At 47.4% G+C, this 24,572-nt stretch carries 22 protein-coding genes; 17 read left to right on the top strand and 5 right to left on the bottom strand.

Features of this window, described 5'->3' with window-relative positions:
- The first annotated feature begins 217 nt into the window (after positions 1-217).
- From DF182_RS21370 to DF182_RS21355, 4 genes are read left to right on the top strand one after another with little or no spacing between them, the layout of a single operon-like run.
- Positions 218-1,240, top strand: coding sequence for an efflux RND transporter periplasmic adaptor subunit (locus tag DF182_RS21370; protein WP_161964208.1), 1,023 nt, complete (start codon positions 218-220; stop codon positions 1,238-1,240).
- 31 nt (positions 1,241-1,271) lie between these two features.
- Positions 1,272-4,391 (top strand): efflux RND transporter permease subunit, encoded by a 3,120-nt coding sequence (locus tag DF182_RS21365; RefSeq protein ID WP_211327178.1) that lies wholly within the window; start codon positions 1,272-1,274, stop codon positions 4,389-4,391.
- 52 nt (positions 4,392-4,443) lie between these two features.
- Complete coding sequence (locus DF182_RS21360; protein WP_113617836.1) at positions 4,444-5,727, top strand: TolC family protein; 1,284 nt, start codon at positions 4,444-4,446, stop codon at positions 5,725-5,727.
- 20 nt (positions 5,728-5,747) lie between these two features.
- Positions 5,748-6,347 (top strand): TetR/AcrR family transcriptional regulator, encoded by a 600-nt coding sequence (locus DF182_RS21355; RefSeq protein ID WP_113617835.1) that lies wholly within the window; start codon positions 5,748-5,750, stop codon positions 6,345-6,347.
- Between the two features lie 62 nt (positions 6,348-6,409).
- Here DF182_RS21355 and DF182_RS21350 read toward each other — a convergent pair whose 3' ends face one another.
- Genes DF182_RS21350 through DF182_RS32885 form a run of 3 tightly spaced genes read right to left on the bottom strand, consistent with a single transcriptional unit; the run spans position 6,410 to position 7,878 of the window.
- Positions 6,410-7,363: a HipA domain-containing protein gene (locus tag DF182_RS21350; protein WP_245957507.1), complete on the bottom strand. Its 954-nt coding sequence runs from the start codon at positions 7,361-7,363 to the stop codon at positions 6,410-6,412.
- A complete protein-coding gene (locus DF182_RS21345) occupies positions 7,338-7,676 on the bottom strand; it encodes a HipA N-terminal domain-containing protein (RefSeq protein ID WP_113617833.1) in 339 nt (112 codons plus the stop codon). The genes DF182_RS21350 and DF182_RS21345 overlap by 26 nt, the downstream gene beginning before the upstream one ends.
- Entirely contained in the window at positions 7,669-7,878 is a 210-nt protein-coding gene (locus DF182_RS32885; RefSeq protein WP_113617832.1) for a helix-turn-helix transcriptional regulator, read from the bottom strand. Before DF182_RS32885 ends, DF182_RS21345 begins: the two co-directional genes overlap by 8 nt.
- A 489-nt stretch (positions 7,879-8,367) precedes the next feature.
- On the opposite strand from DF182_RS32885, the gene DF182_RS21335 reads away from it, so the two are divergent.
- From DF182_RS21335 to DF182_RS21290, 10 genes are all read left to right on the top strand, one after another.
- On the top strand, positions 8,368-9,618 hold the full coding sequence (locus DF182_RS21335) for a TolC family protein (protein WP_113617831.1): 1,251 nt from the start codon (positions 8,368-8,370) through the stop codon (positions 9,616-9,618).
- A gap of 8 nt (positions 9,619-9,626) precedes the next feature.
- Entirely contained in the window at positions 9,627-10,685 is a 1,059-nt protein-coding gene (locus tag DF182_RS21330) for an efflux RND transporter periplasmic adaptor subunit (protein ID WP_113617830.1), read from the top strand.
- 11 nt (positions 10,686-10,696) lie between these two features.
- Positions 10,697-11,002, top strand: a complete 306-nt coding sequence (locus DF182_RS21325) for a DUF190 domain-containing protein (RefSeq protein ID WP_113617829.1) — start codon at positions 10,697-10,699, stop codon at positions 11,000-11,002.
- Positions 10,999-14,121 carry an efflux RND transporter permease subunit gene (locus DF182_RS21320; RefSeq protein WP_113617828.1) on the top strand — a complete coding sequence of 1,041 codons (3,123 nt, stop codon included), beginning with the start codon at positions 10,999-11,001 and terminating at the stop codon, positions 14,119-14,121. Before DF182_RS21325 ends, DF182_RS21320 begins: the two co-directional genes overlap by 4 nt.
- Positions 14,122-14,191: 70 nt before the next feature.
- Positions 14,192-14,764: a hypothetical protein gene (locus DF182_RS21315; protein ID WP_113617827.1), complete on the top strand. Its 573-nt coding sequence runs from the start codon at positions 14,192-14,194 to the stop codon at positions 14,762-14,764.
- Positions 14,765-14,862: 98 nt separating this feature from the next.
- Positions 14,863-15,444, top strand: a complete 582-nt coding sequence (locus tag DF182_RS21310) for a hypothetical protein (protein WP_113617826.1) — start codon at positions 14,863-14,865, stop codon at positions 15,442-15,444.
- 56 nt (positions 15,445-15,500) lie between these two features.
- The gene (locus DF182_RS21305; protein WP_113617825.1) at positions 15,501-16,085 is read left to right on the top strand and encodes a TetR/AcrR family transcriptional regulator; all 585 of its coding nucleotides are present in this window, start codon (positions 15,501-15,503) and stop codon (positions 16,083-16,085) included.
- Positions 16,086-16,130: 45 nt separating this feature from the next.
- On the top strand, positions 16,131-16,871 hold the full coding sequence (locus tag DF182_RS21300; protein WP_113617824.1) for an SDR family oxidoreductase: 741 nt from the start codon (positions 16,131-16,133) through the stop codon (positions 16,869-16,871).
- A gap of 29 nt (positions 16,872-16,900) precedes the next feature.
- Entirely contained in the window at positions 16,901-18,433 is a 1,533-nt protein-coding gene (locus tag DF182_RS21295; RefSeq protein ID WP_113617823.1) for a DHA2 family efflux MFS transporter permease subunit, read from the top strand.
- Between the two features lie 87 nt (positions 18,434-18,520).
- On the top strand, positions 18,521-21,010 hold the full coding sequence (locus DF182_RS21290; RefSeq protein ID WP_161964207.1) for a YfhO family protein: 2,490 nt from the start codon (positions 18,521-18,523) through the stop codon (positions 21,008-21,010).
- A gap of 367 nt (positions 21,011-21,377) precedes the next feature.
- Here the strand turns inward: DF182_RS21290 and DF182_RS32350 are convergent, their stop codons facing one another.
- Entirely contained in the window at positions 21,378-21,527 is a 150-nt protein-coding gene (locus DF182_RS32350) for a hypothetical protein (protein WP_153260009.1), read from the bottom strand.
- A gap of 384 nt (positions 21,528-21,911) precedes the next feature.
- Here DF182_RS32350 and DF182_RS21285 point away from each other — a divergent pair, with 384 nt between their 5' ends.
- Positions 21,912-22,181, top strand: coding sequence for a hypothetical protein (locus tag DF182_RS21285; protein ID WP_113617821.1), 270 nt, complete (start codon positions 21,912-21,914; stop codon positions 22,179-22,181).
- Positions 22,182-22,358: 177 nt separating this feature from the next.
- Complete coding sequence (locus DF182_RS21280; protein ID WP_113617820.1) at positions 22,359-22,670, top strand: helix-turn-helix domain-containing protein; 312 nt, start codon at positions 22,359-22,361, stop codon at positions 22,668-22,670.
- 129 nt (positions 22,671-22,799) lie between these two features.
- Here the strand turns inward: DF182_RS21280 and DF182_RS21275 are convergent, their stop codons facing one another.
- The gene (locus DF182_RS21275) at positions 22,800-23,363 is read right to left on the bottom strand and encodes an RNA polymerase sigma-70 factor (RefSeq protein ID WP_262511117.1); all 564 of its coding nucleotides are present in this window, start codon (positions 23,361-23,363) and stop codon (positions 22,800-22,802) included.
- A 184-nt stretch (positions 23,364-23,547) separates the two neighbouring features.
- Here DF182_RS21275 and DF182_RS21270 point away from each other — a divergent pair, with 184 nt between their 5' ends.
- On the top strand, positions 23,548-24,546 hold the full coding sequence (locus DF182_RS21270) for a FecR family protein (protein WP_147243498.1): 999 nt from the start codon (positions 23,548-23,550) through the stop codon (positions 24,544-24,546).
- The last annotated feature ends 26 nt before the right edge of the window (positions 24,547-24,572 follow it).

Genomic DNA, 24,572 nt, shown 5'->3' with positions numbered 1-24,572 from the left:
CTAACAGTGTAACAGTTGTAGGTTTTAAAAAACAGGCCTGAGCATTCCTGCTCGGGCCTAATTTTCGTATAGTCTTTACCGTAATAATACCACAACAAACCGACTTTCTGACCAGATTCCCCGATTTATCAACCTTTTCCTGCGGCCATACCGCCAGTAATTTTGCCAGGGAAAAAATTCCCGTATTCAATCATAGTAATAAAATCAGTTTATGTCGATGACGTACAAACCAGTTTCTTTCTTCATCATGGCAGCAATGCTGGCAGGTTGCGGCAACAAGGCAGTACAACAGGAGCAGCAGGCACCGGTTAAAGTGAACGTATTTAAAGTCAGTACCAGTGATATCCCCCGGGAATTCAGCTACTCCGGTACCATAGAGCCGGACAATACCGCTGATATTGGCTTTGCAGTGCCGGGTGTGGTGAACAGTATTCTGGCAGAAGAAGGTCAGACCGTAAAACAAGGACAGCTGCTGGCAGCCATCGATGCAACCGAATACAGTAATGCGCTCGCAATAGCCACTGCTGGCCTGGAACAGGCAGAAGACATGTACAACCGGCTAAACGAACTTTATCAGAAAGGCAGTCTGCCTGCCAAAGATTATATTGATATCCGGACCAAAGTCGCACAAGCTAAGGCAAACAAACAGATCAGCGCCAAACATATTGCCGACAGCAAGCTCTACTCCCCTATCTCCGGCATCATCGCTGCCAGAAAAATAGAAAGAGGCAGTGCCGCAGCTCCCGGCGTACCTGCTTTTACCATCGTAAAAACAGACATGGTGTATGCCAAAGCAGCCATACCGGAAAGTGAAGTGGGTTCCTTCAAACAGGGTACGATCGCTAACGTATACATCCCTACGCTGCAGGACAGCGTGAGTGGTAAAATCACCATCATCAACCCTCAGGCCGATGCTGTATCGAGGACTTATAACATCAAAATAAAAATCCCCAACAGCAATGGGATCCTGTTGCCCGGCATGCTGGCCAACATCAGCATCAACACCGGTAAAAGCATGAGCAGCCTTACGGTACCCGCTACTGCCGTGGTAAGAGATGCAGATGATATCACTTATGTATTTATCGCCGACGCACAACATAAAGCCATCCGCAAACGCATCACTGTAGGAGCCCTTACCGGCAAAAATGAAGTGGTGGTAACAACAGGACTGCAAGGCGGCGAACAGGTGATCACCACCGGCCTTTCCAACCTCAAAGACGGCGCCTCCATCAGCCTGTAACAACAATTAATCAGTGTGACAATCCGGAAGAATGAAAAAGAGAAAAATCAGTTTCATAGAAGCAGCCATGCAGTACAAACAGGTGACCATCGTAGTGGTGGTGCTGTTACTCCTGCTAGGACTGTATTCCCTCCTGAACATGCCCAGGTCGGAAAACCCGAAGATAGACATGCCGGTGGCCATGGTATATGCTTTTTACCCCGGCGCCGATGAAATACAAATGGAGAAACAGGTGACCAACAAAATAGAACAGTACCTGTTTTCCTTCGAAGAAGTAAATAAAGAGAAAACCAAATCCCAAACAAAAGACGGGCAGGTTTTCATTACAGTAGAGTTACATACCTCCGTTAAAGACCGGAAGAAATTCTGGAGCACCCTGCAACACGGCCTCAACAGCGCCGCGCCGCAGATACTTCCACAAGGCGTGATAGGCCCTGTGGTGAACAGCAACTTCGGAGATGTGACCGCACAAATCATCACCGTATCCTCCGCACAACGCAGTTATGGCGAGATAGAAAAATACCTGGATAAAATAGAAGACGGGCTCAAAACCATTCCGGAAGTATCCAAAATAAACCGGTCCGGTGGCCAGAAGCAACAACTATACGTAACAATCGACGATCAGAAGATGCAGCAGTATGGTTTTGACCTGTCTACTATTATCCGTACCCTGCAGGTGCAGAATATCACGGGTTATTCCGGTGAGATGACCATCAGCTCCAATACCTTCCCGGTATTTACCAACAGCCGGTACAAAACTGCGGAAGACCTGGGCGCACAGATCATCTATACCACCCCGCAGGGAACTGTGGTGAGGCTCCGCGATGTAGCACGTATAGAACGCCGGTATGAAGAACCATCTTCGTTTATCCGTATAGGTGATGACAAGGTGATGATGCTGGCGATTGAAATGCAGCCCGGCAACAACATCGTACAATTCGGTCATCTTGTGGAAAACAGGCTGGAAGCGCTCCGGCATGATTTCCCGGAAGACATTAAAATCAAGACAATTGTTAACCAGCCGGAAGTAGTAGATGAGAGTATTCGTCACTTTATGAAAGAGTTTGGACTAGCTATTGCTTCCGTAATCATTGTGGTGATGCTCCTGCTGCCCTTCCGGGTTGCCGCCGTGTCATCGCTGGCAGCGCCTATCTCCATCCTGATCACCTTCGGGCTGATCAACATCATGGGTATAGAACTGCATCAGGTAACGCTTGCAGCGTTGATCATTGTGCTGGGCATGGTAGTAGACAATGCGATCGTGGTGGTGGACAACTACATCGAAAAACTGGATGAGGGTATCACACCGTGGACGGCAGCCTGGCAGGCCGCTAAACAGCTTTCCCTGCCTATCTTCACGGCTACGCTGGCCATCATTTTCGCCTTCGCACCGCTGGCCCTCTTTATGAATGGTATCTCCAAAGATTTCATCGCGGCCCTGCCGATAACCATCGCCGTAGCGCTGATCACCTCTATGGCAGTAGCATTGCTGCTTACACCCTATACCTGTTATGTGTTCATCAAAAAAGGACTCAAACATAAAGTCAGTACCACCAGAAAACGTAAAAGCCTGCTGGACCTCCTGCAGGACACCTTCAACAAAGGCGTGGAGCTGGCCTTCCGTTATCCCCGTGCTACAGTGGGTATCGCGGTAGGTGCAGTAGTACTGGCCATCGTATTGGCAGGTAAGGTGAAGCAGGAATTTTTCCCGCTGAGCGAAAGCAAACAGTTTAATGCAGAAATATGGATGGCCAATGGCACATCCCTCGAAGAAACAGAACGGGTGGTAAAGCTAGTAGAAAAGGAGTTGCAGAAAGATAAACGTGTGACCGGCATTGCCAGTTTTGTAGGTTCCAGCTCCCCCCGTTTTAATGTCACCTATGCACCGGAGATGCCGAGAAGGAACTTCGCGCAGGTATTTATCACCACCTCCGGCAGCGACGCTACCAACGAACTGGTAAAAGAGTACCTGCCTAAGTTCGAAGGTTTTGTGCCCAACGGTTATGTACGTCTGCGTCAGTTGAGTATGCAGGAAGGTTCTCCGCTGGCCGTCCGGGTAATTGGTGAGAACCTGAGCGATCAGAAAAAAGTGGCTGAGCAGGTAAAAGAGATCCTTCGCAATACAGCAGGTACCAACTGGGTAAGATCCGACTATGAAGATGATTACCTGGGCATCAATCTTCAGGTAAAAGAAGACGCTGCTGCCAGACTGGGTGTACCCAACCAGCTGATCACCCAAACGATCGGCGCCGGCCTTAAAGGTTTTGCCGTATCACAGATATGGGAAGGCGACAAACCGGTGGACATCTTCCTGCGTATGGAAGCCAATAACCGCAAGGATTTTAACGACCTGGGCCATCTTCACCTCAACAGCATATACGGTGGTAAAGTGCCTTTAAAAGAAGTAGCAGCGCTGACACCTTCCTGGCATACCGGCGTGATCGCCCACCGTAATGGTATCCGTACCCTCACGGTATTATCCGAAGCACAGAAAGGTATTATGGCTTCCGAGATATTGAAAAAAGCGCAGCCGCAGATCGAAAAGCTGCAGCTCCCTGCCGGTATCAGCATACAATATGGCGGTGATGCCGAATCATCCGGAGAGAATGCTCCCGGTATGGGCAAGGCGCTGGGCACCAGTCTTATTCTGATTCTGCTCACGCTGTTGTTCCAGTTCAAAACTTTTGGTAAAACACTGATCATCCTGGCCACGTTCCCGCTTAGTCTGCTGGGCGCCTTCCTGGGCCTGTATATCACCGGCAACCCGATGGGCATGACCGCTTTCATGGGTATCATCAGTCTGATTGGTATTGTGGTACGTAATGGTATCATCCTGGTAGACTATGCAGATGAGCTGGTAAGAGACCACCACTATACAATAAAAGCCGCCGCGCTGAGTGCAGCCAAACGCCGTATGCGGCCAATATTCCTGACATCGGCCGCAGCTGCCATCGGTGTGGTGCCGATGATCGTTGGTAAGTCGCCGTTATGGGCACCGCTGGGCAGCGTACTGGCATCAGGGCTGATTGTATCCATGATACTCACCCTCTTTGTAGTACCAGTGCTTTATTATCTGTTTGTACGTCCTGCTCCGGAACCCGTAGTAGCGCCCGACGCCGACGCCGAGATCATGTACAAACCGGCCCATTGATTTATCAGATCCGCAGGTGGCACTGGTTGCCACCTGCCCTAAAAAGACAACCATGAATTTCAGATTAATATTCACCCTGGCAGCTGCACTGGCCGCTCATCATACTTTTGCGCAGGCTCCTGTGCTGACAGTAGAAGACTGCCAGCGGATGGCCATAGAACAAAACAAAAAAATCAGGGCCGCACAATACCAGATAGATGCGGCCAATGCAGCTGTTAAATCCGCTGCAGCCAACGCCTATCCCGCCATCGATGGTTCTGTGATGGGCGCCTACCTGGGCAAACCCATTGGTGGCGCACTGAATGGCGCCATCCCTGAATACTTCGGCAGTGCAATCGTTTCCGTTACCCAACCGATTTATGCCGGTGGTAAAATACAGCTCGGCAAAGCAGCCGCCGCCAAAGGTGTCAATATCCAGCAGGAACAAAAAGCACTGACCACCGCGGAAGTATTGCTGAATGTTAACAGAGCATACTGGCAGGTAGTACAGGTAAAAGAAAAAATCATCCTGGCTAAAAAATATCAGGAGATGTTGCAAGGACTGCAGCAGGAACTTAAAAACGCTTACGATGCAGGCCTGATCTATAAAAACGACCTGCTGCGCGTAGAAGTGAACCTCAACGACGCCGCCCTGAAACTTACTCAGGCCAACGATGGCCTCGTGATGGCCAAACTGGCCCTGGCGCAGGTGACAGGCATACCCGGCCAGACAGATTTTAATATAGTCGACTCCGTTAGTGGAAACTTCAACGAAGTGGCTGCACAGGAACTAACAGCTGCTGCAGAAAGCAGACCTGAAATCCGCTTGCTGAATCAGGTGCTGGAAGTAGAACAGCTACAGAAAAAAATGCTGAAGGCTGATTTCCTGCCCACTATCGGTGTCAGCGCAGCAGGCCTGGCTACCGGTGGTAAAGGCGTCAATATCAGCAATGGCAAAGACTTCATGGGCTCCTGGTACGGACTGGCCAGCATCAGCGTCCCCATCTTCGACTGGGGTAAAAAAGCCAACAAGGTGAAGGAGCAGTCCTTTAAAATAGCTGCCCGTCAGCAGGAACTGGAAAACACCAAAGAGCTGGTGGGCCTCGAAGTACAGCAGGCATACCTGGCCCTTAACCAGTCCGTCAAAAAAATCCAGACCTCCCGGCTGTCGCTGGAACAGGCCACCGAGAACCTCAAACTCGCCAACGACCGCCTCAAAGCAGGTACCATCACCGGAAAGGACGTACTGGAAGCACAAACCATATGGCAACAGGCCTATAGCAGTATCATAGACAGTAAGGTTGAATATAAGATCAATGAAGCGGCATATCAGAAAGCGATCGGAGCATTGAAATAATTCCTTAAAACAATTGTTGTATGAAAGAAGAATGGCACCAGCTCGTTCATGGCAGCATCATCCTCTTTACCCACAAAGGTATCAGGGCTACCAGCGTAGATGAGATCACCCGGTTCTGCCAGCTGCCTACCCAAAGCTTTTACGAACATTTCGACAGTAAAGAAAAACTGGTTTGCCATATCATCACGAAATGGCTGGAAAAAACAGAGCGGTACCTTTCTTTCAACAGGCACCTGTCTCCCAACGCCATCACAGAGATCAGTAACTTTTTCAGGGCTGCGGAAAAAATGGTGGAAATCATTCAGCCCATCTTTTTTATCGATATCTGCAATCATTACAGCAACATCTGGGAAAAGCTGGAGCAGCTCAGGGAAGAAACAATCGCCTCTTTCATCCGGCTGAATGTCTGCAGAGGATTGCAGGAAGGGCTGTACCGCCGCAACCTCGACCAGTCACTGATGGAGAAGATTTACTTTACACCAATGCAAATAGTAACAGAACATAGGCATATAGAGAGGTGTCTTGTCAACAGGATCTACCATGAGATGAACACCATTTTCCTGCATGGACTAGTAAACCTCAGAGGTATGAAACTGATCTATGAAAAAGACGCACATTAAAACGGGCACTGGTATCTACCAGTGCCCTAATGATTTTAGTGTATTGCGGGAAAAAGAGCGTTTTACTTATCAAAAATACGTTGCTTTTGATGCCACATTAATTTGTAGCTGTTCTTACTATCCTCATCCAAAAAGGATGCATCGATCAGTGATTCAACCTTATCGTTGATCGACATAAATTTTACAAATGTATTCTGCCGGACTTTTTCGGGGATATTCAGACTATCCGCAAATGCAATAATATCTGACAATTTTAGTCTTTTCTTTTTGGCATTCAGCGTTAATGCCAGGTCTTCATCATCTGCAGGATTAACAAGATTTACATTCAATAAATCATAGGCCGGACTAAGCAATACTTCTTTTCCGCGATGTAATACTGAAAAGTTTTTCAGATGCATATCATTATTTCCTGTGAGATAGGAAAATAATACCAGTTCAAAATAATTAAGTAAATCAAGCCCTTTGTTAGTACAATACTTTGTTATCAGCTTTCCGATTTTCTCATAGGAGCCCTTGTACTTGTTTTCAGTCAGAAATTCCGATAGCTGACAAAAGTCCTCCATGTGAATTTTCTTACCGTTTTCTCTGTCAAGTCTTTTCGCCAGATAAACCATACTACCATCACTTGCTTTTAGCAAGGTATGTTGACATACCTGTATTTTGAATAAGGTAGCCAGATGCATTGTCAGGTCTTCATTTTCAGGCATCATATGATATCCCGGATGCTGTGGTTTCAGGATATAGTCTCCCCATAATCCCACAATGGTCAATCTTGAATCCTGATTACTCCCGTTTATATGCTCCAGCGTAACAGATAATTTAGGCTGTACCCCTGTAACAGCAATTCTCTTATTAATTGTTTTTTCAGCCAGCTGTTTAAGCAATTGTTTATCCAGTATTAGCTCCGGCATTTTTTTTTCACCAAAAAAATTCTCACAGCATCTGGTATGATATTGATTGCTACCTGCATCTTTATAACAAAACCAACAATTAGCCATCGTATAAATTATTATCATCAGGAATTATACTAACTGCCCCTATTGCATCTTTGCATGTTTGCAATAAGAGCTCAAAACGGTCATTGGGCCTTAGTTTCCAATGCTTTGTTGCAATGTCCAACAGCCAGCCTTCCGGTATTAGTCCATCAAAAAAGGCAAACAATACTTTACTTAAATACATGCCATCTGTTAAAGGCATTGTCAGGCTAACAGGCATAGCATCCTTGCTTCTCAGGTAATCCGGATCGTAGACAAAAGTATACCCTTCATCTGTTTCAGCGACAATGCCTGCCAGCCGTTCACCGTAATAAACTTTTCCTTTCTTACTCATGGTGATATGTTTTAGGCCCCGGAATAAGCTCCATTCCAAACAAGGATAATAGCTGATTTACTTTATCCATTCTCATGGTCGTTTTTCCTTGTTCTATTTCCCGTATCAATCTTAAGCCTAATCCCGATTTAAGGGCTAGGTCTTGTTGTGTCAGGCCATGTTGTTTTCGCTTACTTTTAATTAACTCGGATAAAACAGTCATTCTAATTATACCCTTTAGGGTATAAATATACTAAATTCAATGGAAATTTATACCCTAAAGGGTATAATCAATTTAAATAACAACCACTCTATACCCTAAAGGGTATACCAGAGAAAAGTGATAGAAAAGATTACGATCAAGAGATTTTATCAACAAGTATTTCCAGAACTTCGACCCAGGAATCAATTAATTTTATAGAATATGTTGCGAATAAACCGATATTTAATGAGGCTGCCTATATTGGAGAAGAGCTTATGAAAAACAGAGTCAGATTCTCTTTTCATCACCTGTTCTGCTAAATTGAAAACCCATTTCCCCCTATATTATTTTATTCTTCCCTTCCCTTTACATCTTCAAATATTCACTATCTTGGCCCCCGATTTGACGCCAGGGCCGTGTGATTTATCCCTTGTCAGTGATGTTATTTGACAGCCATTGAACAATAAACGCAAAAATTAGTATTATCCATAGCAAACAGCACTAACAGGAATGCGTAGAGCCATTTATCTGATTATTTCTTGTACGATGGGCATCCCCTTTATGTCAAGGGCCCAGACTACTTTAACCTTGCCAGGAGCGCTTCATGCCGCCAGAACCAACAACCCTTTTCTTAAACCTGCCAGTCTGAATACTGCTATCGCGCAGAGCGATGTCATTACTGCGGGGTTAAGACCTAATCCGGTGTTGAACAACCAGACCCTTCAGCTGATGAACTCGCGGAACTTTGCTCCCAACACCCGGTTTTACGATAAAGAAAACCGGCAAACCTGGTGGCAGCTGACCAAACAGTTTCAATTATCGGGTCAGCGGAGACTGAAACAACAGTTCGCAACCGGTAATGTAACCGTCGCTGAAAAAACCTTCGCCGACGTGGAAAGGAACATCCTCACCGAAACAGGCAACAAATGGCTGGATGTATGGTATAATAAAGTCAACCTGCAACTGATCCGCGAAGCAAAAGTGAACATTGACAGCCTGGTAAAAACCCAGGAAATACGCCTGAGAAACCAGGTGATCAGCAGCAGTGAGCTGGCACGTACACAGCTCCTCCTGCAACAGTACCAGCTGCAATACAACAACGCAGCCCAGAGCTATCGTAATGAACTGCAAAACCTGCAACTGCTCACCGGCCAAGCCGACAGCATCGCCATCGACGAACGGGACCCTGTTATATCCCTGGAGATGACGCAGGAACTGGACAGCCTCGTAAGTCTTTCGCTGGTACAGCGTCCCGATGTACAACAGGCTCAGGCCACCATCAGCGCTGCAAAAAGCAATATATCCCTGCAAAAAGCCCTGGCCAAACCAACGCCGGAGCTGGGATTTATCTACAACCCGCAGAACACCATTCCCTATTTCGGTGTTTTCGCCACCATCGACCTGCCGGTATTCAGCCGCAACCAGGGCGAGATCCGGAAATCCAAAATAGTACTGCAACAGTCTGAACAGTCATTGTCCGCCCTGCAAAAACAGGTAAGCACCGAAGTACAGGCCACCTGGCATACTTATCAGGTCAACAGGGAAACCGTAGACAAATACAAAAGCATCCTGCCACAGGCAGAAACAATCCTGCAATCTGTAAAGTACGCCTATACGAAAGGCGGCACTACCATCATAGATTTCCTGGAAGCACAACGGACCTGGTTCGAAACCCAGAAAATGTATTACGACGCATTGTACAACTATCGTAAAAGCTACCTGCAGCTACTACAGGTAACCGGATTGATTAATCAACTATAATTTATCAGATGACAAAAACTGCCTTGGGCTTATCAATAGCAAGCATTGCATGGTTGGCCATGTCTTGCGGAGCACACCAGGAAAAGAAAACAGCTGCTGCCCCCAGCAAAACCGTTGTGGAAGACAGCGGACGGACTATCAAACTTCCTCCCGACAGCCTTACCCTTCACTTCTTCAAAACCATGGAAGCCACCCAGAGCGATCTTAACGCAGAACTGATGGCACCGGCTCGTGTAGCCGCCACCGTGGTAAAGTCAAACGGAAACACCTCCCAGAATATCGTGCTGTTCGACAATCCGGACCTCACCGCCAGTTACACAGAGCTGTTGCAACATATCATCAACATCCGCGAAAAAGGTAATATCATCCGCCAGAAAAAAGCGATCGCCGCCCAGAAACAAATAGAACTGGACCGCTTTAAAGATCTCGCAGAACATGGCGCCGGCACCGGCAAAGATGTGTCTGATGCCAAAACAGACCTCATCTCCGCTCAAACCGAAATGGCCATCGCGGAAACAGACCTCGCCAACGAAAAAACATCCATCATAGAACATGAATCCAAACTCAAGCTGGCCGGCTTCGACCCACAGTCACTCGTAACAGCCAAACCAGACAAAACATGGATCATCTGTGAAATGCCCGAAAACCAGATCACCAAAGTAAAAGAAGGCAGCACCTGTAAACTGCAGCTCAACTCCTACCCTGGTGAAACCTTCTCCGGCGTGATCGAAAAAATAGGCGAAGTAGTAGACAACATCACCCGCATGGTGAAATTAAGAATCACCGTATCTGACATACAACATAAGCTGCGGCCCGGCATGTTTGCCACTGTTAAATTCGGCGTCAGCGAAGGCAATACCCTGTCTGTTCCCCGTACATCCGTAATCACTGTTCAGGGCAAAAACTATGTCTTTGTACGTAAAAACGATAGCACCTTCGAACGCAGGGAAGTACTCACCGGTGTACAGGTAAACGACCGCATGGTAGTATTCGGCGGCATTAAAGCCGGCGACCAGGTAGTAACCGACGGAGCCATGCAACTGAAAGGAATTTCATTCGGATATTAAAAATCATAGTTATGCTACAGGCACAGATTTTTATTGATAAAGATGATTTGCTCGGTACAAGGCCTCTGTATGAATTTATCATGCAGCTGCTGATCAACCAGAATGTCAGAGGTGCCACCGCATATCGCGGCATCATGGGCTTTGGCGTTAACCAGCAGATGAAACGCCCCGATGAAATCTTTTCTTTTGATGAACCTCCTATGATGATCACCTTTATAGATGAAGAAGAAAAAGTGCGGGAGGTACTGACACTGCTGAGGGCTTCCTATAAAGGCGGATTTATTATTACACACCCCGTAGAGCAATTTAAAGCATGATCCGCAACATATTAGTATTTTCCTTACGTAACCGTTGGGCGATCATTATCGGCGCAGTGGTATTATCAGTAATCGGTTACTGGTGTTTTACCCAGCTGAAAATTGAAGCCTATCCTGATATTGCCGATACCAACGTTATTATTGTGGCCCCGTTTGACGGACGCGCCGCGGAAGAAGTGGAACAACAAGTGACCATTCCTATCGAACGTGCCCTCAACAATGTGCCCCGTGTGCTGGACAGAAGAAGCCGTACCATCTTCGGACTCTCTGTGGTACAGCTGACCTTCCAGGATGGTACCGACGACTATTTCGCCCGTCAACAGGTGATCGAACGACTTTCTTCCATCTCACTGCCGGCAGGCGTAACACCGGAACTGGCGCCACTCACCACCGCCGTGGGCGAGATCTACCGTTATGTGGTAGAAGCCCCTCCCAGCTACACGCCCATGCAGCTGAGAGACCTGCAGGACTGGGTGATAAGACCCGCCATCCTTCAGGTGCCCGGTATCGCTGATGTGACCAACTTCGGCGGACCACTCAAACAATTTCATATCCTCACCGCTCCGGATAAACTACGTAAATACAACCTCACACTACAGGATATTATAGACGCCGTTCAGAAAAATAACCTGAATACCGGCGGTAACGTGATAGACCGCGGTGGACAAGGTTTTGCCGTGAGAGGTCTTGGTGCTGTAAAATCAGAAAAAGACCTGCGCAACATTGTACTCACCGCCGTGAATGGTGTGCCGGTTTATGTGAAAGATGTGGCCACTGTAGAAACAGCTCCTCCGCCGCCTTCCGGCGTACTGGGTTATGCTGTGCCCGATGAAGGCATCGACAAGATAGGTTCTCCCGAAGGTATCATCCTGCTGCGCCGTGGCGAAAACCCCAGTATCGCCCTGAAAGCACTGAAGGAGAAGCTGGCACTGCTCAGCGACACAGAACTGCCCGAAGGCGTGAAACTGCGCGTACTGTATGACCGTAGCTTCCTGATTGATCACTCCCTGGAAACGGTAGCACATACACTCTTTATGGGTGTAAGCATTGTGGTGATCGTACTCGTGTTTTTCCTGGGCAGTATACGCTCTGCACTGGTGGTGACAGCCACCATCCCCTTTTCCCTGCTGTTTGCCTTTATCCTGATGCGGCTGACTGGTATTCCAGCCAACCTGTTATCACTCGGTGCGATCGACTTCGGTATCATCGTGGATGGTGCCTGCGTAATGGCTGAACACCTGATCCGGCGCTATCGCAACGCTACCCCGCAGGAAAAGGAAAGCGGTATTGTAGGCATTACGCTGGCTGCTGCGCAGGAAGTAGGCCGCGAGATTTTTTTCTCCGTTACCATCATCATCCTGGCCTATACGCCTATCCTGATGATGACAAGGGTAGAAGGAAAACTCTTCTCTCCTATGGCCCTTACGCTGTCATTTGCAGTAATAGGCGCTATGATCTGCGCACTGACACTCATACCTGTGCTCATCTCCTTTGCCTATAAAAAGGCCCTGTCTACCGACAAGCCGATGAAAGCGCACCGCAATGTGGTACTGGATTTTCTCGAAAAAACATATGACCACTCACTCAATTTCTTCCTGCGCTTTCATAAGCAGACTGTATTGATTGCTGGTGTAGCCATTGTACTGCTGATCAGCCTGGGCGGCAAACTGGGATCAGAGTTCCTTCCAGAACTGGACGAAGGCTCTATATTTATGCGTGCCTTTATGCCTGCCGGCGTTACCATCCAGGAAAACGCCAAGATCGCTCCTATCATCCGGAAGGTGATCGCCTCCTACCCTCCGGTAAAATATGTGATCACACAAACCGGACGCAATGATGATGGTACCGATCCTTTCCCGGCCAACCGTACGGAGATACTGGTAGGATTAAAAGATTACAAACTGTGGAGTGATACCATCACCAAAAAAGAGCTGGTAAAAAGGATACAGGCCGACCTGGAGAAAAATATCCCGGGTACCTCTTTTAACTCCGGACAGCCCATCATCGACCAGGTGATGGAAATCGTGACCGGTAGTGCTGCCGATCTGGCCATCTCCGTGGTAGGCGATGATCTGAGCCTGATGCGTCCCAAAGCAGACAGCATAGCGGCCATCGTAAAAGCCACACAGGGCTCTGCTTCCGTGAATATCGAGCAGGAAGGCACCCAGTCGCAACTGGCTATCAACATCAACCGCGAAAATGCGGCCCGCTTCGGTATCAATGTAAGTGATATACAAAGTATGATCGAATCTGCCATTGGCGGAAAACCGATCGGTACATTATACGACGGCACCAAACGCTACGATATCATCGTCCGTTATCTGCCACAGGAAAGAAACACCGTTGAAGCTATCCGCAACCTGCAGATACCGGCGGCCACCGGCGCACTGATCCCTATGGACCAGCTGGCCGATATCCAGTTTATCGATGGCCAGACCAACATCTACCGCCTCGATGGTAAAAGGATGGTGACCGTACGTACAAACGTTCGCGGCCGCGACCAGGGCTCTTTCGTAAAGGAACTGCAGGAAAAAATCGGCGCACGGGTACAGGTGCCCAAAGGCTACGATATCATCTATGGTGGTCAGTACGAAAACCTCGAAAGGGCCGGCAAACAGCTGTCTCTCACCATTCCGCTCACCATCGTGATTGTATTTGTTTTCCTGTTTATGTTGTTTAAAAGCATGAAACATACTTTCGTAACCATGAGCTGTATACTCGTAGCACTTGCCGGCGGTATCATCGCCTTGTTTATGAGAGGCTACCACTTCAACGTATCTGCAGGCGTAGGCTTTGTGTCTATCTTTGGTATCTCTGTGATGGCCGGCGTATTGCTGGTGTCTGCACTAAACCGGGAGATGTACAAATCGCCGCTTACGTTGCGTGCCTCTGTGCAGAAAGTGGCGGTAGATCAGTTTAAAGCCATCATGATGATGCTCATGGTAGCGATCATTGGTCTGGTACCTGCTGCCATCAGCACCGGTATCGGCTCCGATGTGCAAAGGCCGCTGGCCACGGTGATCATCGGTGGGCTTACCTTCACCCTACTCTTCACCCCGATAGTAATACCACCGTTGTATTACTGGGTGGAAAAGAAAAAGAATCCACATCATCATTAAATCATACAAAGCGCCTCAAAAATTTGAGGCGCTTTTTTTATTTTGCCGGTACCAAAAACAACGATAGCCAATGGGCGGATATATTTACTTCTACGGCGTAAATCAGGAACAGTTTTTAGCCAAAGCATCTGATAAGTTTGCTGCTATAAAAAAGAAGTATCAGGGCCAGTCCCTGCATTTAACTGCCAGAGAGTTAAAGGAAATTTATTATGCGGAGATGCGTGAAGTGGCAGCTGAACCGGAAAGCGGACTGACGCGTCTTCTCTTCAGTCGGGCATATCATTATCTTTTAGAAATGATTGGTTATTTTCTAAGCGGATTTGACTGGCAAAACGACGAACATGTTGATAAATATGAATCCTACGCCGACGGAGATTACGTCTTTAGTAAATCTCAGTTACTGGATATTACAGAATGGTATGTAGCATTGTCTGCTACTGCTAACCAGGAAGAGGGTGTAGACATTCGATATCAAAAGCCTGCCGCGTATATTGTAAATGATTATTATGAGCCGAAATGTTCTGATTCTTTTAGGGATGGCAAATTGGAATTTTACCAGTCTATGCAATGCATACTGGAAGGCCTGAGAGATAAGGTACGCAATTCCAGTTTCGATTATTTTTTTATCACGTCTTTCTTTTAATGGGAAAAGAATCCACATCATCATTAGAACATACAAAGCGTCTCAATTTTTTTGAGGCACTTTTTGTATTTTGCCTGTTCCAAAAACTACGATAGCCAATGAGCGGATATATTTACATTTACGGCGTAAATCAGGAACAGTTTTTAACCAATACATCTGATAAGTTTGCTGCTATAAAAGAGAAGTATCAGGGCCAGACCATGCCTTTAACGGCTGGAGAGTTAAAGGAAATTTATTACGCAGAGACGTCTAAACTGGGAAAGGTGGAGGCGGCCAAAAGCGGACTGACGTCTTTTTTCTTTGGAGAATACCAGTATCTCGGAGAAATGGCTTATTATTTCCTATGCGGATTTGACTGGAAAAATGGCAACATTATGAATGAATTTAATTTCCAGACAGGGGGACAATACATTTTTAGTAACGATCAGTTACTGGGTATTGCAGAATGGTATGTGGCATTGTCTGCTACTGCTAACCAGGAAAAAGTTGTGGACGTTCAATATCAAAAGCCTGCCTCGTATATTATAAATGAGTATTATCACGGGAAGAAAGGATACGATGAATATCCCGCTGGTCCTGTGTTTTTTTACATGAATATGAAAGGTATACTGGAGGATCTGAGAGATGATGTACGCAATTCCGGTTTCGATTATTTCTTCTTCACTTCTTCCCCCAAATAAAATTTCATATTATATACCAAATGGTATAATTTTGTTCTTATCAATTATCACCGGATATGAGCAAAGCAGAAAAAACGAAACAGTTTATTGTGGAGAAGACCGCCCCGGTGTTCAATGAGAAGGGTTATTCCGGCACTTCGCTAACGGATATGACCAATGCTACCGGGCTCACCAAAGGCAGCATTTACGGCAACTTCGCCAATAAAGACGAGGTGGCTCTGGCTGCCTTTGATTATAACACCCGTCAGGTGGCCGGCATGATCCGGCAGGAAATGGACAAACATTCCACCTGCAGGGATAAGATGCTGGTATATGTGCAGGTATACAGCAATTTCCTCAAACATCCGTTTCCCCCTGGTGGTTGCCCCATCCTCAACACCGCTACAGAGGCCGATGATACCCATCCAGCCCTGAAACAAAAAGCTGCAGAGGCGGTTACCTTCTGGAAAAGCCGTATTATTCACCTGATCGAAAAAGGTGTGAAGGAAGGGGAATTCAAAAAAAGTGTGGATGCTGAGCAAACTGCCCTCACCCTTATCGCCATGATAGAAGGCTGTATTATGATTACCAAACTGACCGGTAAGATGCATTACCGCAATGCCATTATGCAGTCTGTTGAAACACTGATACAGGAACTCTGACATTTTTTTACACAGAAATATACCGATTGGTATAAAATATATATTATGAGAACATACAACAACACGGTCCTGATTACCGGCGGTAGTGCCGGCATAGGGCTGGCACTGGCCCGTGCCCTGGCGGAAGAAGGCAATAAAGTCATTATCACCGGAAGAGATGCAGCCAGGCTGGAACAGGCCGCAGCCGCAGTACCCGGTCTCATCCCCATCGTATCTGATGTCACCCGGCACCAGTCAGTAAAACAACTGGTACAAACCCTGAAGCGGGAGCATCCGGAGCTGAACATACTCATCAACAATGCAGGCAGGGCCAGCGCCTACCGGCTGTCAGATCATGCACAAGCTTTTGACAAGGCTGCAGATGAAATGCTCACCAATTACCTGGCGATCATACAACTCACGGAGCTGCTGCTACCCCAGCTGCGCCACCAGGAAGAAGCGGCCATCGTCAATGTCAGTTCCGTGACGGCCCTGGTGCCTTCTGTGGCGTTGCCCACCTACGCTGCCAGCAAAGCCGCCCTCCACTCCTATACGCAGGCACTGCGACTGTCAGTGAGCCCCGTCAGGGTATTTGAACTGATGCCGCCTCTGGTAAACACCGCTTTCTCCCGGGAAATAGGCGGTGAAAAAGGAATCCCGCCGGAGCAGGTGGCCACTGAATTTATGGCCGCCCTCGCAAACGATGAATACGAAATTCATGTAGGCGATACCCGGAAAGTGTTTCAGCTGGTACGCTCCGCCTCCCCTGCCCAGGCCGTACAAACCTTTAACGCCCATAGTCTCTAAATTTTTTACCCAATAATATACCGATTGGTATGAAAAAGAGTATACTGGTCATGGCGGTCATTGCAGCGGCCATCATGGAATTGATAGACAGCTCTATCGTAAATGTGGCACTATCGCATATGAGCGGTAACCTGGGCGCCACCCTCGAAGACACCTCCTGGGTCATCACGGCCTACGCCATCGCCAACGTGATCATCATCCCCATCACCGGGTTTCTGGCCGGCAAACTGGGGCGGCGTAACTATTACATAGGCTCCATCATCGCCTTCACCATCTTTTCCCTGATGTGCGGACAGGCCACCAATATATGGGTGCTGGTGTTATTCCGTTTTCTGCAGGGCATCGGCGGAGGCGCCCTCCTGTCCATCTCTCAGGTGATTGTATTTGAGCAGTTCCCCAAAGAAAAACAGAACGTAGCCAGCGCGCTGTTTGGCATCGGCGTATTTATCGGACCTACCATCGGGCCTACACTGGGTGGTTATATCACGGAGTATTACAGCTGGCCCTGGATCTTCTATATTAATGTACCGATAGGTATTATTGTAGCCTTCGTCTGTTATCTTTTAATAGAAGAGCCGGCAAGGAAAGCCGGCGGCCAGAAAATAGACTGGACCGGTATCCTGCTGCTGGCTGTAGGCGTAAGCGCCTTGCAGACCGTGTTGGAACGCGGCGAAACCGACGACTGGTTTGAAACGGCGTATATCACCTGGCTTACAGTAATAGCCGTGCTGGGCATCAGTATTTTCATCTGGTGGGAGCTACGTATAGCCCATCCTGTTGTTAACCTGCGGGTGCTCAAAAGTAGGAACCTAAGCATTGCGGCAGCCCTTACCTTCATTTCCGGCCTGGGCATTTACAGCTCAGTGTTTCTGACGCCTGTTTTTGCGCAACGACTACTCAACTTCACCCCTTTACAAACCGGTATGTTGTTGCTGCCAGGCGCTTTCCTGGCCATCGGCGGTTTGATTGTTTCCGCCCGTCTGCTGCAGCGGGGCATCTCCCCTATCTACCTGATTATTGCGGGCATGGGTATGTTTATCTTTTTCAGCTGGCAGATGTCGCAGCTCAACCAGGACGCCAGTGCACAGGCCATCAGCAACTTCCTGATCTGGCGGGCTGTGGGCCTGGCTTTGGTAACGGTGCCACTTACCACGCTGGCCGTATCATCGCTGTCACCCGCTGATATCCCGCAGGGGGCGGCGCTCAACAATATGATGCGGCAGCTGGGTGGCTCCTTCGGCATCGCCATGATCAACACTTATCTGTCGCAGCGCAAAGCGCAGCACCGCTATGATCTGGTTAGCCATCTCAATACTGCCGACCCACTGGTGTACAATCGCCTGCATGGCTATACGAAATTCTTCCAGAGCAAGGGTTTTACCGGCACAGACGCACATCACAAAGCATTACAGCTGCTGGATATCAGCGTCACCCGGCAGGGCTTCCTGCTGAGCTTCAGCGATGCCTTTATGCTGCTGGGTTTTATCTTTCTGTTGTCGCTGCCGTTGCTGCTGGCCACTTCTGCCAAAAGGAAAACAAACGTGGTCATATCCGACCACTGATTTTTACCGGGTCATACAAATTCACTATTTTGGCGGCCCGCCAGATATAAAATATGGCGTGTTTAGCATTCAATGAAAAAAGACCGGATGATCACCCTTTTGCGGCACCTGGGCGCGGTAGCGCTCTTTGCGGGCCTTGCCATGCTTTTCTGCAGTCCGCTGCTGGACGGTAAAGCACTGTTCCAGTCGGATATGATGCATTTCAAAGGCATGGAAAAAGAAGCGGCAGACTATTACAAAGCCACCGGTGATGTGCCGTTATGGAGCAACAGCATGTTTGGCGGCATGCCCACCTACGTTATCTATACCGGACCGCCAGTGGCCAAAACTTTTTATCTCAACAAACTCTTTACCCTGAGTCTTCCTAATCCGGCAGACATGTTGTTTATCAATATGCTGGGGATGTATGTGCTGTTGTGTGTGTTCAATTTCCGTTACTGGATCAGGATCCTGGGCGCGCTCGCCTACGGTTTTGCCACCTTCAGCATCATCAGCATGGATGCGGGGCATATCACCAAAGTGATGGCCATGGCCTATATTGCACCGATGCTGGGCGGTATTATCCTCACCTACCGCGGCCGCCTGGTAGCAGGCGCCTGCCTTACCGCGTTGGCCACTACCATGCTGATCTACAACAACCACCTCCAGATTGCTTATTATGCGCTGATCATGGTAGCCGGACTGATCATCAGCACTTTTATCCAGGCATATCGCAGCAAACAGTTACCCGCTTTCGTACGTGCGTCGGCGGTATTGGTGGTAACGGCCATCCTGGCCTTATTGCCCAATGTGGACAACCTGATGATCCTGAAAGAGTATACCCGTTATACCATCCGTGGCAGTGAATCAGAACTGAAAACCGATCAGAAAAAAGCACCGGGGCTGGACCTGAGCTATGCCTTTCAATGGAGTTACGGTCCCGGCGAAACCTTTACCATGCTGATACCCGGCGTAGTTGGTAACTCCACTTCCGAAAAGCTGTCTGTCAACTCCCATACCTACAAAGCCCTGAAATCGCTGGGTATGTCGGACGAAAAGGCGAAGAAAGAAGTGACCGCTGCCCAGTGGCCACTGTATTGGGCCGGGCAGCCCATGACCGGAGGCCCGGTGTATATCGGCGCCATCATCTGTTTACTGGTAGTGCTGGCACTACTGGTTATCCGCAGTCCGCATAAATGGTGGCTGGTAGCCGTTTCCGTCTTCGCCATCCTGCTCAGCTGGGGACATAACCTTGCTCCTTTCAATAACTTTTTATTCTATCATCTGCCGTTATACAACCGGTTCAGAGCTCCTACCATGGCCCTGATCATCCCACAGATCACCTTTGTGGTGCTGGCCTGCTGGGCATTACAGGAGCTACTTAGCGGAGAGCAGTCCAGAGAACATCTGCTGCTGCAACTGAAAAAAGCCTTTGTGATCACCACCGGACTAGTAGTCGGTATTGCTGTATTGGGGCCTTTTGTATATACATTCAGAGGTCCGAATGATGCGTATCACCTGCAACAATACACGCAGTGGCTGGGAGGCAAGGAAGCAGCGTCCAAACTGATGACTGCATTAAGGAAAGACCGGAGCCAGCTGCTGCTGATGGATGGTCTTCGCACGCTGGCCCTGCTGCTGCTGACCTTTGGCATACTGTGGGCTTCTCTGAAAGAGAAGCTGAAACCGCAGCTGGCCATGGTCCTGGTTGGTATCCTGACTGTCGCTGATCTTTTTCTGGTAGATAAAAATTATATGGGAGAAGACAGTTTTGTAACGACCAAAACACTGGACACTTACATCACTCCTTCGGCAGCAGATAAAGAGATACTGAAGGACAAAACCCTTTATTACCGTGTGCTGAACCAAACTACCAACCCGTGGCTGGATGCCAGCACCTCCTATCTGCACAAATCCATTGGTGGCCAAAGTCCGGCCAAGCTGTGGATTTATCAGGACCTGATTGATCATCAGCTGGTCCGCAACAACCCTGCAGTGCTGAATATGCTGAATACCCGGTATTTTATTTCTGAAAATCCTGAGACAGGTGAGCCAGTAGCGCAAAAAAATGAAGACGCGCTGGGCAACGGCTGGTTTGTTCAAAACATCCGGTGGGCGGCCAATGCCAACGAAGAAATGAAAGCTCTGGATGCTTTTAACCCGAAAGACACGGTGATCATCGATCAGCGGTTTCAGTCCGGGCTGGGCACTTTCACGCCCGGGAAAGACAGTGCTGCACGTATAGAACTGGTCCGTTATGGCCTGAACGATCTTCACTTTACATCACAGAATACGCAGGATGGTTTTGGTGTGTTCTCCGATATCTATTATCCTGCCGGCTGGCGTGCTTTTATTGATCATCAGGAAACTGATATTATCCGTGTAAACTATGCGCTGCGTGGGTTAAAGATACCTGCCGGGAAACATGATATTGAATTCCGTTTCCGCCCGGACAACTTTATTGCGGGTCGTAAAATAGCGGCTGGTTCATCCTGGCTGTTGCTGATACTGGTGGCTGCAGGGCTTTTATGGGAGCTGTTTGCGGGCACCCGGACTAAAAAAATTATGCCGGACCCACGGGTGGAGGTCCGGCAATAACCATTAAACTAACTATGACCCAAGTATACCCCTGTCATACAAAACAAGGGCAACTATCTTCTTTCAGTATGTTGATGGCCGGAAGTGACTCGCTTCCGGCCATCGAGGTTAACTGTCCGTATATCCCCTTTACCGATTAGAATCGTTGACGTGGATGCATCGCCCTTTTCGAGATAGCACCGCCTGTTGCATCATGTGCCGCGCAGGCGATGGACTATTAACAATGGCTGAAGGGCCGGAAACAGCATCAGACACAAAATTAGCGCACGCTTATCAGTATGTTTATAGTAATACTACCGGAATGTTGTAGTTATATTACTACAAGCTGTAGCCTTGATTACAGTATTGACGGGAGGATACAAAGGGTTTAATACAGGTAATAGCTGCCAGGTTGTAGCAGTATGGCCGTGAATGCAGCATTGACAGGAGGATACAAGCGGTTAGGACAGATAACCGCTGCTAACTGGTAAGGCTCTACGCAGATATAAACAGGAATAGTAGCGGTGGTAGAAACCACCGCTGAGTTATTGGATTATGTATTTGTTGAGATGCTGAGGCAGAATGTAGAAACAATACCTCAACGATGGTATTTAACCCTTAGAACTATTTTTTAATGCCGATTAATACGAAACAACCGAGCATTGCGATAAAAAAGATGAAAATGATGACAAACCATTTGAAGGACCCGTCATCGTCATAAAAAGGATCTTCCATGCCAGTACAAATTGAGGGACGTTGTTTTTCAGTGGACTGATTATTGATACAACAATTCTCATTAAAAGAGAAAAATTCATTTTTGGAAACAATAAATGTTATTTCGATACAATAATATTCAATATTGGATCAGTTTAAAGCATAAATACCCCATGCTGTTTATTTTTCCAATCCGAAATAATCAGATATGGCAAAAGGAAAAGACCCAAGATTCGAAGCAGTGCGCACACTGATAGAAGCAGGTAAGATCAGAGACCTTCGGGGTATTTATGATATTATTCCAATGACCACTGTAGGAACAGCGGTGGGCATCCATAAATCTACACTGTATAAAAAACTAATTAATCCCGGGTTATTAAAAATTGAAGAATGTGAATTGCTCGCCAAAGCATTTGGAGTTACCCCCCAGACAATCATGACGCTCGCTCTTAATCAGATGCATAAAAAGTCCTCCTGATCAGAAACTCCCGATACGTATATAATAATGCCAACATGACATATATTTAGTTTTGGTTAATACATAGTCATTTTCGTAAACCAAATATACAAATTTATAACTAAAACAGACAACATCGCAGACAAAAAGAGCAATTGAGATAATTATAGATTTAATTTGGTGAAACCTTGATTTTCAATGAGTATAGGAGAATCATTATTAAACACTGTTTCTGAAGGCATCGAAAGAGGAGGCGATAAGGGAATCAATAACTTACGGCAACTACTGGAGCATATTAACGCAACTAAACTCAGCCGGTTGACCGGTTATCATAAAACCACTATTCACAAAAAAACAACGGAGCCTCAGTTAATAAAAGTGGAAGAGATCCTAAAGCTGGCAGAAAAACTAAATGTATCTCCTGAACGCATCCTTAACCTGGCCATCAACGAAATGGCAGCCATCGAAGCCGATCTGAAAAATAAAAAAAGGGAGGAATCCCCCCTTTAATGATATAGTATATATAATATCAGTCCGTCATTTCATTCTCATCACCTGCATCTATCCTGTTATCCATTTCCAATACCCAATCTTCGCAATATTCATCAGGAGCATCAGTAACATCATAATCAATCACGGTCAAAAACTGCTGTGTTTCAACAACAACAGCAATAACATCAGCGATAGTTCATCATTAAAACTAGCCCGCAGAATACGCAGGGCTTTCCGCATATGTTGTTCTACAGTGTTAACGGAAATGTGTAAACGTTCTGCGACTTCTTTATTGGAGAGTTGTTCTTCCCGGCTCAGCAGAAACACCTTGCGGCATTGATCCGGCAGTTGCTGTATCTTATCCCGCAGCAGGCTTTCCAGCTCTTTCAGCTCCAGTCTGTCGGGGCTTGCGCCGGAAGAAGGAGTATAGTTATCGCGGAGTAATGCTTCTTTTTTGAGTTGCAGTAACTGATGCCGGTGATAATTGTAGATACGGTTTCGGGTAGCGATGAACAGATAATTTTCCAGTACGGTTTGTTCGGGTAGCCGTGACAGTTGGCGATAGAGCGATAAAAACACGTCCTGTACCAGTTCCTGCGATGCCTCCATGTTACCGGTTTTCTTATAAGCCAGGTTGACCAGCCGGATAAAATGACGGGTATAAATCATATCAAACGCTTTTTCATCGCCGTTTTTCCATGATCTGAGCAGGGCAGAATCGGTATTTTCCGTGATTGGTTCGATGGGTATACTATTTTCATCAAATCTAGTAATATTTAATTGCTTGTTTACCTTTTGTGCGCATCACCTTTTCATGAAAAAAAATTTATCCGGGGGATAACGGTAACGGATTAATTTGGTGTTATTTAATATAGCCAGTCGCATTATTACAGCTATGGATGAACAAAACTTGTATGTACTGTTACAGAAATATCGTCAGGGCATCTGCAATGCGGAGGAGTTACATGCGCTGGAATCCTGGTATGCATCCCTGGGGCATGATTTGCCTGATGAGGCAATCGATCCGCAGAGCGAAGCAGGCAGACAGCTGACGCAGCAACAACTGCAGGCATTACGCGCCAAGTTGTCTGCAGCGCCACACAGTAGCGGGATGAAAGCAGTAAAAACAGCAGCATGGAAAAAAATGCTGCGGTATGCAGCTATCTTGGCCATGGTGTTGCTGCTGGCCGGACTGGGTTACCGGATACTGAAGCCGGATGTACTGCCGGCCGGTAAATCCGGGAACCGGTATGCCGACAGGCAAACGGATTTCAACCGGCACATCACGCTGCCGGATGGCAGTACAGTGATACTGCATGCAGGCAGCAAGCTCGTTTTCCCCGACAGGTTTAACACGGCAGTGAGGGAAGTCACCCTTTCCGGTGAAGCCTATTTTGATATACGTCCCGACAGCCTCAAGCCGTTTATGATCAATACAGGCAGACTAAAGACAACAGTACTGGGTACCGCTTTTAACATCAGTGCCTACCCCGGACAGGAGGAGATAACGGTGTCGGTTACACGTGGAAAAGTAAAAGTGGAAGAAGGCAGTAAAGTACTGGCCGTATTAACACCAGATCAGCAAATGGTTTACAACACCAAAAATGCCGCTGCCATCCAGCAGGCGGTGAATGCCATGGCTAAAGCCAGCTGGACCACCACCGATATGGTTTTTGAAAATGCAACTTTTGAAACCATTGCCAATACACTCAGCAAACGTTACGAAGTGAACATACAATTCAGTGATGATGCATTAAAACAATGCCCGATCAGAGTGTCCTTTGCAGGTACCGAATCACTCGAAGAAGTGCTGGACGTTATCTGCGCAGTAAGGAATGCCACCTATAAGATAGAAAACGGCCATGATGTGCTGATAAAAGGCAAAGGCTGTTAAGTATATAAGTATTTGAAATCAATAAC

This window comes from Chitinophaga flava (assembly GCF_003308995.1).
In the GTDB taxonomy this organism is placed as follows: domain Bacteria; phylum Bacteroidota; class Bacteroidia; order Chitinophagales; family Chitinophagaceae; genus Chitinophaga; species Chitinophaga flava.
Note: the sequence above shows the minus strand (reverse complement) of the source record. Positions and strands in the feature narration are given on the sequence as shown.

Bases quoted from the DNA above. Each gene is read 5' to 3' on its own strand.
- DF182_RS21285 (WP_113617821.1), top strand. From the start codon at position 21,912: ATGGCAAAAGGAAAAGACCCAAGATTCGAAGCAGTGCGCACACTGATA.
- DF182_RS21355 (WP_113617835.1), top strand. From the start codon at position 5,748: ATGAAAGAAGAATGGCACCAGCTCGTTCATGGCAGCATCATCCTCTTT.
- DF182_RS21370 (WP_161964208.1), top strand. From the start codon at position 218: ATGACGTACAAACCAGTTTCTTTCTTCATCATGGCAGCAATGCTGGCA.
- DF182_RS32885 (WP_113617832.1), bottom strand. From the start codon at position 7,878: ATGACTGTTTTATCCGAGTTAATTAAAAGTAAGCGAAAACAACATGGC.
- DF182_RS21280 (WP_113617820.1), top strand. From the start codon at position 22,359: ATGAGTATAGGAGAATCATTATTAAACACTGTTTCTGAAGGCATCGAA.
- DF182_RS21310 (WP_113617826.1), top strand. From the start codon at position 14,863: ATGAGCGGATATATTTACATTTACGGCGTAAATCAGGAACAGTTTTTA.
- DF182_RS21320 (WP_113617828.1), top strand. From the start codon at position 10,999: ATGATCCGCAACATATTAGTATTTTCCTTACGTAACCGTTGGGCGATC.
- DF182_RS21300 (WP_113617824.1), top strand. From the start codon at position 16,131: ATGAGAACATACAACAACACGGTCCTGATTACCGGCGGTAGTGCCGGC.
- DF182_RS21330 (WP_113617830.1), top strand. From the start codon at position 9,627: ATGACAAAAACTGCCTTGGGCTTATCAATAGCAAGCATTGCATGGTTG.
- DF182_RS21365 (WP_211327178.1), top strand. From the start codon at position 1,272: ATGAAAAAGAGAAAAATCAGTTTCATAGAAGCAGCCATGCAGTACAAA.
- DF182_RS21350 (WP_245957507.1), bottom strand. From the start codon at position 7,363: ATGATAATAATTTATACGATGGCTAATTGTTGGTTTTGTTATAAAGAT.
- DF182_RS21345 (WP_113617833.1), bottom strand. From the start codon at position 7,676: ATGAGTAAGAAAGGAAAAGTTTATTACGGTGAACGGCTGGCAGGCATT.
- DF182_RS21315 (WP_113617827.1), top strand. From the start codon at position 14,192: ATGGGCGGATATATTTACTTCTACGGCGTAAATCAGGAACAGTTTTTA.
- DF182_RS21270 (WP_147243498.1), top strand. From the start codon at position 23,548: ATGGATGAACAAAACTTGTATGTACTGTTACAGAAATATCGTCAGGGC.
- DF182_RS21290 (WP_161964207.1), top strand. From the start codon at position 18,521: ATGATCACCCTTTTGCGGCACCTGGGCGCGGTAGCGCTCTTTGCGGGC.
- DF182_RS21335 (WP_113617831.1), top strand. From the start codon at position 8,368: ATGCGTAGAGCCATTTATCTGATTATTTCTTGTACGATGGGCATCCCC.
- DF182_RS21305 (WP_113617825.1), top strand. From the start codon at position 15,501: ATGAGCAAAGCAGAAAAAACGAAACAGTTTATTGTGGAGAAGACCGCC.
- DF182_RS21325 (WP_113617829.1), top strand. From the start codon at position 10,697: ATGCTACAGGCACAGATTTTTATTGATAAAGATGATTTGCTCGGTACA.
- DF182_RS21360 (WP_113617836.1), top strand. From the start codon at position 4,444: ATGAATTTCAGATTAATATTCACCCTGGCAGCTGCACTGGCCGCTCAT.
- DF182_RS21295 (WP_113617823.1), top strand. From the start codon at position 16,901: ATGAAAAAGAGTATACTGGTCATGGCGGTCATTGCAGCGGCCATCATG.